Below are 7,482 nucleotides of genomic sequence, written 5' to 3'. Positions count from 1 at the left end.
CTCTAGGCCTTGGCTGTCAGCGCCCTTTGCAGGAAGACATATTTCATCGCCGTCTGCGCCGCCTGCGGCCGGCGGTCGCCACGCCCGCCATGGCCGCCCTCGGTCTCCTCGAAGAACAGCGTCCTCGCATGGCCGGCTTCCTGCAAGCGGGCGGCCATCTTGCGCGCATGGCCGGGATGGACCCGATCGTCAGCGGTCGATGTGGTCAGCAGCACAGGCGGATAGGCGGCAGCGGCGTCGACATGCTGGTAGGGCGAGTAGGCTGAAAGCCACTTCGCGTCTTCGGGTTTCGACGGATCGCCATATTCGGCCATCCACGAGGCTCCAGGCGGCAATTCGGCGTAACGCAGCATGTCGAGCAGCGGCACCTCGATGATGACGGCGCCGAAAAGCTCGGGATGCTGCGTCAAGGAAACGCCGGTCAGCAAGCCGCCATTCGAACCACCCTGGATGCCGAGCGAGCTTGCTGTCGCGATGCCGCGCTTGACGACGTCCTGCGCGACCGCTGCGAAATCGTCGAATCCGTTCTGGCGATTGCCCTTGAGCGCCGCCTGATGCCAGGCTGGGCCGAACTCGCCGCCGCCGCGGATGCATGCCTGCACATAGGCATTGCCTTTCTCCAGCCACAGCTTACCACGCACGCCGGCATAGCCGGGCAGCAGCGGCACTTCGAAGCCGCCATAGCCGTAAAGCAGCGTCGGCACCGGACCTTTCTGGTCGCGCCGCCTGACGACGAAATAGGGGATCATCGTGCCGTCCTTGGAGCGCGCCTCGAACTGTTCCGAGATCAGCGGCGAGGCATCGAAACGCGCCGGCTGCGACTTCACGGTGGCGAGCGTCTCGCCATTGTCGTCGGACCAGATGATCGAACTCGGGGTCAGGAAATCGGTGAAGGAGAAGGACACACTCGAGCCGAACTGCTCGGCATGACTGATGCCGACATTGCCATTTTCGGGCAGCGCCACCGGTTTCAGCGACCAGTTGCCATCCATGCGCTCGCAGACGACAACTTTGCCGCGCACATTGTCCATCAGGCTGACGAACAGCCGGTCCCGCGTGCGGGCAATGCCGGCTATGGAAACGCGATAGGCCGGCTCGAACAAGGTTTCGACAGGCCCGATCGCGCCGGTCTCGACCCAGCGCGCCAGGTCCAGCGAATAAAGACCGTCGGGCTTGCAAACCGTGTCGTCGGGCGCCGTCCATGCACTGCGCACGCCGAACACGAGCTGATCCCTGAATATTGCCGTATCGGTCATGTCGTCCGGTAGCGGCAGCTGTTTGTTTTCGCCGGAAGGCAGCCGAAGGAAGATGTGCGAAGCGAAGAAATTCAGCGTTCGAGCCAGGACCAGATAGCGTCTGTCACCGTCGTACTCGACAGCGGCACCAACGGCGAGATCCTCTTTCTGCGCCTCGAAGATCGGCGTTGCGTCTTCCAGCTTGGTATCGCGCTTCCACAGCTTTATGATTCGCGGATAGCCGGACTCGGTCTTGTCGGCCTCGTCGAAAGCGGCCGAAACAATCACGGTGTCCTTATCCAGCCAGCTGAAACCCGACTTGGAAGCGGGTGCACGAAACCCACCCTCGACAAACGACTTGGTCGCGATGTCGAATTCGCGCATCTCGCTGGCGTCGCCGCCATCCGGCGACATCGAGACAAGGCAAAGGTTGAAGTCGGGATAGAGCCGGCTGGCGCCGCCAAAAACCCATTTTATCCCTTCCTCCGCCGCAAGCTGGTCGAAGTCGATGATCGTTTCCCAGTCGGGCTTCTCGGTCTTGTAGGAAGCGACGGTCGTGCGGCGCCAGAGGCCGAGCACATTGGTCTTGTCCTGCCAGAAATTGTAGACATGGCCGGCTTTTGCCGCGCCGACCGCGATGTTGTCCTCGGCCGTCATCAGATCGAGCGCGGTCTGGAACGACGCCTGATAGGACGGATCGCCCTGCAATTCGCCAACCGTGATCTCGTTCTGGCGATGTACCCAGTCCAATGACTGCTTGGCTGTCCTGTCCTCCAGCCAGAGAAAGGGATCGTCGGTCGTGGGGGCGGAATTCGGCGTCTGGGTGGCAGGCTTGGTCATGAGGTCTCCGATAAACGCGTTGCTTTGAAAAAGCCAACGCCGACAGGCCGTCGATATTCACCATGTTCAGCGCACAATTGAGGCTTTCCGCCGACCAGCGAGGCTCGCAATGGCCAGCGCCAGGCACAGCAGCCCAAGCGTGATCGGCAGTCCGCCGGCGCCCATAACATCCATGGCGCCCCCCGCCAGCGGCGGCACGGCGATGCCGCCGACGCCCCACATCAAGGAAAAGGCCGCATTGCCGGCGACCAGTGCGGAGCCGGTGAAGCGTTCGCCGAGCTCGATGATCGACATTGTGTAGATGCCGTAGGAAACCGCGCCCCAGACAAAGATCATTGGCCAGATCAGCGGCGACTCGATGAGAAGCGGAAGCAGGACGCAGCCGAGCACCGTGATCGCGACGCAGGCAAGCCGCACCAGGCGCGCGGAAAGCCTTTCCGCCAAAAGGCCGAGCGGCACCTGCATGGCGATGTTGCCGGCGATCATCACCGACAGCAGCGCCGACATGCGGGTTTCGGTGATGCCGTGATGGGTGCCATAGACCGGCAGCAACGCCAACGCACCCTGTTCGAAGCCGGCGGCGACTATGACGGCGAACAAAAGCAGCCACGCCAGCGGCACGAAACCCAGGACGGAAACCTGGTGCCCGGCCTCGTCGACCTTGGGCAAACGCGGCAGCACCGAGGCCAGGCAAATGCCACACAGCACGAAGGCGAAAATGCCGACGAGGAAGGGCGGCCAGCCCTCAGTGCCGACTGCAAGCAGGCACAGTGGCCCGGTCGCGAAACCGGCCGAGATGATCGTCGAATAGACACCCATGACGCGGCCGCGTCGGGCCGGCGGTGCCAGCGCGATCACCCAGATCTCGCTCAGCACATAGAGCGGATTGGTCACGACGCCGATCAGGAAGCGCAGGGGAAACCACAAATAGACATTTTGCGTCCAGCCGATCAGCGCCAGCACGACAGCCGAAAGGGCCGCACAGGTGAGCGCGGTGCGCCCTGCCCCGAATCGGCGGGCCAGCGCCGGGATCAACGGCGATGACAGAATGAAGCCAATCGGCGTCATGGCCGCCGACAAGCCGATCATCGCTGGCGAAACGCCCTGGCGCTGCAGGATGAAACTCAGCAGCGGATAGGACAACCCTTGCGCGATGGCGAACACCGAGACGGTCGCGATCACACCGGTGATCGCCGCCCATTGCATCGTCTCGTCCTTGTTCGATTCAACCAAATTCATGTACGCACCGCTGTCGGGCTGCAGGATTAGCGATTGAGTTGCGCAGAGGTAAGCCCCTGGCGGGCGAAAACTGCTTGCTCCAGACAGTGCCTGTCAGGAGGCTGGGCCTGTCAGGAGGCTGGGCCTGTCAGGAGGTTGGGCTTATCAGGAAGCTCGGCGCATGGATGAGCGGTACAGCGCGAACATCACCAGCACCGCGTCGAGAGCGGCAATAACCACCGGCAGCCCAAGTGGGCCGATGCCTTGCATGAGCAGGCCCGCACCGGGTGGGCCGACGATGCCACCAACGCCCCACATCAGCGCAAAGGCAGCGTTGCCGGCGACCAGCACAGAGCCCTTGAACCGGCTGCCGAGTTCGACCAATGCCATGGTGTAGACGCCGTAACCGACCGCGCCCATCACCAGCAGCACCACCCAGATCAACGGCGTTGTGATCAGCAGAGGCAGCAAAAGCGCGCAAACGGTTGTTGCCAGTGCGCAGACGATGATCATGGCGCGGCCGCCAAAACGCTCCGCCAGAAGGCCGAGTGGTATCTGCAGCAGGATGTTGCCGAGGGAAAGCGCCATCACCAGCGAGGCCAGAACGGCTTCCGCCAGGCCATAGCTGGCGCCGAAGACCGGGACCAGCGCATAGGTGCTCTGCTGGACCGCCGCCGAGACAAGCACGGCAAGCAGCAGCGCCGGCGCCATTTTGGCAAACCCGACAAGGCCGCTGGCAGGCTGGCCGTCATCCTCGAAGCCGGTGAGCTTTGACGAGACGGCGTGCAGGATCACCGCGCAGAGCGCGAAGCCGGCGACGCCGACCATGAAAGGCGCCCAGCCCGACGTACCGAGCAGGGTCAGCGCGAATGGTCCGGCGGCATAACCGGCGCCCATCAGCGTGTTGAACACGCCCATCACCCTGCCGCGCCGCGACGGCGGTGCCAGCGACAGCGCCCACACCTCGCCAAGGATATAAAGCGGATTGATGACCACGCCGATGATGAAGCGGATGACGAACCACGCCACCCAGTCCTGCAGATAGCCGATGCCCAGGAAGCAGAGCGCGCCGATCAGCGAGCAGCCGACCGCCAGGTTGCGCCCGCCGACCAGCCGCACCGCCGCCGGCACGAAGGAAGCCGACAGGATCAGCCCGAGCGGCATCATCGCCGCCGACAGGCCGATCAGCGCCGGCGACATGCTTTGCTTCTGCATCAGCAATGTGAACAGCGGCGAGCTCAGCCCTTGCGCGGCGCCAAACATGGCAAGTGCCGCGGTGACGCCGGCAAGCGCTGCCCATTGCGTTCCTGCTTCGCCTTCGCTCGAGCCGGTCGCGACCATGCTGCCATCCAGATGAACTGCTGGCCATCAGGCCGGCAAGCCAAGTAGCTATCGGTTCGATCCCCGGAAGGAAAGGGCCGGCCACCGAAATCCGCTTGCTCCAACGCGGCAACCTGATCACGCCGATGTCGCGGCCGGGCACCTGCCGTTCCGGCATGTCGCTTCCCTCGCCCTAGTGGTCGTCGCCTCCGCAATGGCCGGACAGCCGCCGGTCCATTATGCCGCCCGCTATCGCATCCCACGAGGACCATCATGACCGCCGCCCTACAACCCTCAGAACCGGCATTGGCCACCGACCGCGCCCGTCGCGGCGGCCGCGCTGGAAAGCGCGCCGGCGGCTCGGCCGCGTTCGAGCAGCCGGCTTTTCGCCAGTTGAAGAACCCTCTGGCGCCAACCAGGCTGGTCTCCGACGACGAGCTGGAATCGATTCACCTCGCTTCCCTGCGCGTGCTGCGGGAAATCGGCGTCGACGTGCTGCATGACGAGGCCCGCAGCATCATGAAGGCGCATGGCGCCGACGTGCGTGACGGCTCAGAGCGGGTGCGCTTCGACAGCGACATGATCCTCGACCTGGTGTCGCACTGCCCGTCGGAATTCACCATCCATGCCCGCAATCCTGCGCACAATGTGCGCTTCGGCGGCAACAATGTGATCGTCTCGATGATGGCGTCGGCGCCCAATTGCTCCGACATCGATCGCGGCCGCCGGCCCGGCAACCAGCAGGACTACCGCAACTTCCTCAAGCTCGCGCAGATGCACAACATTCTGAACTGCACGGGCGGCTACCCGGTCGAGCCGACCGATATCCATCCATCCGTCCGCCATCTCGAATGCATCCGCGATCTCAGTGTGCTCACCGACAAGGTGTTCCACATCTATTCGCTCGGCAAGGAACGCAATGTCGACGGCATCGAGATCGCCAGGATCGCGCGCGGCATCAGCCACGAGCAGATGCTCGAAGAGCCGTCCGTCTTCACCATCATCAACACGAATTCGCCGCTGAAACTCGATGTGCCGATGATGGAAGGCATCATCCAGATGTCGAGCAAGGGCCAGGTCGTCGTCGTGACGCCGTTCACCCTGTCGGGTGCGATGGCGCCTGTCACCATCGCCGGCGCACTGGTGCAGCAGAACGCGGAGGCGCTTGCCGGCATTGCCTTCGCCCAGATGGTGCGCAAGGGCGCCCCCGTCGGATATGGCGGCTTCACCTCCAATGTCGACATGAAGTCCGGTTCACCGGCGTTCGGCACGCCGGAATACATGAAGGCGCAGCTCGTCGGCGGCCAGCTTGCCCGCCGCTACAACATCCCCTACCGCACCTCCAACACCTGCGCCGCCAACACGGTCGACGCGCAGGCGGCTTATGAAAGCGTGTTCTCGTTGTGGGGCGCCATCCAGGGCGGCGGCAACCTGATGATGCATGCCGCCGGCTGGCTCGAAGGCGGCCTGCGCTGCTCCTACGAGAAGAGCATTCTGGACATTGACCTGCTGCAGATGGTGGCCGAATTCCTGACCCCGCTCGACCTTTCCGAAGAGGCACTCGGCTTCGACGCCATCCAGTCGGTCGGCCCCGGGGGCCATTTCTTCGGCACCCAGCACACGCAGGACCGCTACAAGACCGCCTTCTACTCGCCGATCCTCTCCGACTGGCGCAATTACGAGACCTGGGCGGAAGCCGGCTCGCCGACGGCGCTCGAAAAGGCCAACAAGGTCTGGAAGGAGCGGCTGGCGTCCTATGAGGAGCCTTACATGGACCCGGCCATCCGCGAGGAACTCAACGCCTTCGTCGCCAAGCGCCGGTCCGAAGGCGGCGCGCCGACCGATTTTTGATCGGCAGTATTGTTGATGAACGGTCGACCCCCACTCCGTCGAGCTGCGCTCGCCACCTCTCCCCCGATCGACGGGCGAGAGGAAAGGCGCGAGCTTATCCAGGCTGGCGCCCTTCCTCTCCCTCCGGAGGGGAGAGAGGTGGCGCTGCGAAGCAGCGACGGAGTGGGGGAAGCCATTCACGAAACACGCAGCCGTCGCGAAACAGGCACGCCCCACTCCCCCGATTCAATCTCTCCAAAAGCGGACCTATCTTGATGAAATCTCACGCAAAAGCGGTTGTCATCGGCGGCGGCGTCGTCGGCTGCTCGGTTCTCTACCACCTGGCCAAGGCCGGCTGGACCGACATCATGCTGATCGAGCGCTCTGAACTCACATCCGGCTCGTCCTGGCACGCGGCGGGCGGCTTCCACACGCTGAACGGCGACCCCAACGTCGCCAAGCTGCAGGCCTATACGGTGCAGCTCTACAAGGAGATCGAGGAGATATCCGGCCAGTCCTGCTCGCTGCATTTGACCGGCGGCGTGATGATGGCCGACACGCCCGAGCGCATGGACTTCCTGCGCCTTGCCCACGCCAAGGGCCGCTATCTCGGCATGGACACAGAGCTGATCACCCCTTCCGAAGCCAAGGCGATGTTCCCGCTGATGGACGAGACCAATTTCGTCGGCGCCATGTGGGATCCGGTCGAAGGCCATCTCGACCCGTCCGGCACCACCATCGCCTATTCAAAGGCGGCGAAAAAACTCGGCGCCGAGATCGTGCTGCGCAACCGCGTCGTGGAATTGACGCAGGAGGTCGACGGCACCTGGAATGTCGTCACCGAACAGGGCACGGTGAAGGCCGAGCATGTCGTCAATTGCGGCGGCCTGTGGGCGCGCGAGATCGGCCGCATGGTCGGCGTCGAACTGCCGGTTCTGGCCATGGAACATATGTATCTGCTCACCGAGCCGATGCCGGAGGTCGAGGAATTCAACAAATCGACCGGCCGCGAAATGATCGGCGTGCTCGACTTCAAGGG

At 63.8% G+C, this 7,482-nt stretch carries 5 protein-coding genes; 2 read left to right on the top strand and 3 right to left on the bottom strand.

The genetic code is table 11. The features are described from left to right. Positions 1–2: 2 nt before the first annotated feature. From EN949_RS30725 to EN949_RS30715, 3 genes are all read right to left on the bottom strand, one after another. Complete coding sequence (locus EN949_RS30725; protein ID WP_063168190.1) at positions 3–2,075, bottom strand: prolyl oligopeptidase family protein; 2,073 nt, start codon at positions 2,073–2,075, stop codon at positions 3–5. Between the two features lie 66 nt (positions 2,076–2,141). Beyond that, positions 2,142–3,314, bottom strand: coding sequence for an MFS transporter (locus tag EN949_RS30720; protein WP_024501292.1), 1,173 nt, complete (start codon positions 3,312–3,314; stop codon positions 2,142–2,144). Positions 3,315–3,458: 144 nt separating this feature from the next. Beyond that, positions 3,459–4,634, bottom strand: a complete 1,176-nt coding sequence (locus tag EN949_RS30715) for an MFS transporter (protein ID WP_064993711.1) — start codon at positions 4,632–4,634, stop codon at positions 3,459–3,461. A 252-nt stretch (positions 4,635–4,886) separates the two neighbouring features. On the opposite strand from EN949_RS30715, the gene EN949_RS30710 reads away from it, so the two are divergent. Both EN949_RS30710 and EN949_RS30700 read left to right on the top strand, forming a co-directional pair. Beyond that, positions 4,887–6,464 carry a trimethylamine methyltransferase family protein gene (locus tag EN949_RS30710; RefSeq protein ID WP_127365791.1) on the top strand — a complete coding sequence of 526 codons (1,578 nt, stop codon included), beginning with the start codon at positions 4,887–4,889 and terminating at the stop codon, positions 6,462–6,464. A 254-nt stretch (positions 6,465–6,718) separates the two neighbouring features. Further along, on the top strand, positions 6,719–7,482 hold a 764-nt coding region (locus tag EN949_RS30700), incomplete at its 3' end, for an FAD-binding oxidoreductase (RefSeq protein ID WP_164782589.1).

The sequence above is a fragment of the Mesorhizobium sp. M7A.F.Ca.US.007.01.2.1 genome (genome assembly GCF_003998165.1).
Classification (GTDB): Bacteria; Pseudomonadota; Alphaproteobacteria; order Rhizobiales; family Rhizobiaceae; genus Mesorhizobium; species Mesorhizobium ciceri.
The sequence above is the reverse complement of the archived record's forward strand: the minus strand, read 5'-3'. Positions and strand labels throughout refer to the sequence as shown.

What these genes read in the sequence shown, in the direction of transcription:
- EN949_RS30725 (WP_063168190.1), bottom strand. Translation starts at nt 2,075, where the DNA reads ATGACCAAGCCTGCCACCCAGACGCCGAATTCCGCCCCCACGACCGAC.
- EN949_RS30720 (WP_024501292.1), bottom strand. Translation starts at nt 3,314, where the DNA reads ATGAATTTGGTTGAATCGAACAAGGACGAGACGATGCAATGGGCGGCG.
- EN949_RS30710 (WP_127365791.1), top strand. Translation starts at nt 4,887, where the DNA reads ATGACCGCCGCCCTACAACCCTCAGAACCGGCATTGGCCACCGACCGC.
- EN949_RS30715 (WP_064993711.1), bottom strand. Translation starts at nt 4,634, where the DNA reads ATGGTCGCGACCGGCTCGAGCGAAGGCGAAGCAGGAACGCAATGGGCA.